This window comes from Sulfitobacter sp. UBA4523 (assembly GCF_002388305.1).
Taxonomy (GTDB): domain Bacteria; phylum Pseudomonadota; class Alphaproteobacteria; order Rhodobacterales; family Rhodobacteraceae; genus Sulfitobacter; species Sulfitobacter pontiacus.
The window spans coordinates 23,540-24,656 of record NZ_DGMH01000029.1; the positions used below are offsets into that span (position 1 = coordinate 23,540).

General features: G+C 60.6%; 2 protein-coding genes. One reads left to right on the top strand and one right to left on the bottom strand.

The window, feature by feature from the left end; all coding sequences use genetic code 11:
• Positions 1–854, bottom strand: an 854-nt coding sequence (locus B3849_RS07390) for a serine hydrolase (protein ID WP_286779978.1), incomplete at its 3' end; no start/stop codon positions are given.
• 18 nt (positions 855–872) lie between these two features.
• On the opposite strand from B3849_RS07390, the gene B3849_RS07395 reads away from it, so the two are divergent.
• Positions 873–1,117 (top strand): hypothetical protein (locus tag B3849_RS07395; RefSeq protein ID WP_286779979.1); only part of this gene is annotated, 245 nt, incomplete at its 3' end.

Here is a 1,117-nt window from a genome sequence, read left to right on the forward strand (position 1 = left end):
GTCTCTGCCTGCCCCTGCCGTGTGCGTTCAAGCGCTGCGGTCAGCGCGGGATCTGCCCCGCCGCGGCCCAGCTCCAGATCCAGCAGGCGCAGCATATCGCGGGCGGTCGATTTCACCCCATAGGCTTCATCTGCCAACACGCCGGGATTAACGCGAATGGGCGCATCCGTCTTGCGGTCATAGCCAAAGGCATAGCGATCCATCGCGTCATCCGGCACGTCGACATAGGTGCTGCCAAGCCCCATCGCGGGAAACAGCACATCCTGAGCCGCTTGGGCAAAGGACATCTGCATGGTCCGTGCCGTGATATGCCCCAGCAAGCCGATGCTGACGTTGGAATAGCTGCGTGTCCCCGGTTGCGGCGGTTGCCAGTTCTCTAGCCAGCGGATCAGCTCGGGCGTATTGCCCACCTCGCCGGGAACCTGAAGCGGCAAGCCACCGGTGACATGGGTGGATAGATCAACCAGCCTTATCGCGCCGAAAGCGGCCCCCTCAAGCTGGGGTATGCTGTCCGACACGGGCGCATCCAGATCAAGCATACCGCGGCCTTCTGCCAATGCGGCCAACGTCGCGGTGAAAATCTTGCTGATCGACCCGAGTTCAAAGATCGTATCCGGCGTCGCCGCGACATTGCCTTTGCGCGCCGCCACACCCGTCGCATAGAAGCTATGCTGCCCCTGCCAGGTGATGCCCACGACCAATCCGGGGATTCGATACTGCTCGATTACCGGCGCAAAGCTGGCACCTGCGATATCGACAATCTGCTCGCTTGTGGCGCCTTGTGCGAACAGCGACGCGGGAAGAGCAAAGGGGATCGACAGCACGACTGCCAGTGCGAGGTTGGGGAATTTCATATCTGCTTCGACCTATTCATGGGTGTTGCCGACGTCATTAAGCGGCACGGCTTCAACGCACAAATGCGAAAATGCGCGAACGGACCGGTGCGCGCCCCGCCGCTTGCCGCTTTCACAGTAATTTCCCTTGGCTTCCCGGCTTGGCCCGCTACCTTGATCCCCAAGTTGTGCAAACCAGTCACTTTTTACGCCAAGGAGCCTGCATCTCATGAAAAATTCCCTTCGTATCACCGTATCCGCCGCGACCCTTACCGCGGCACTCG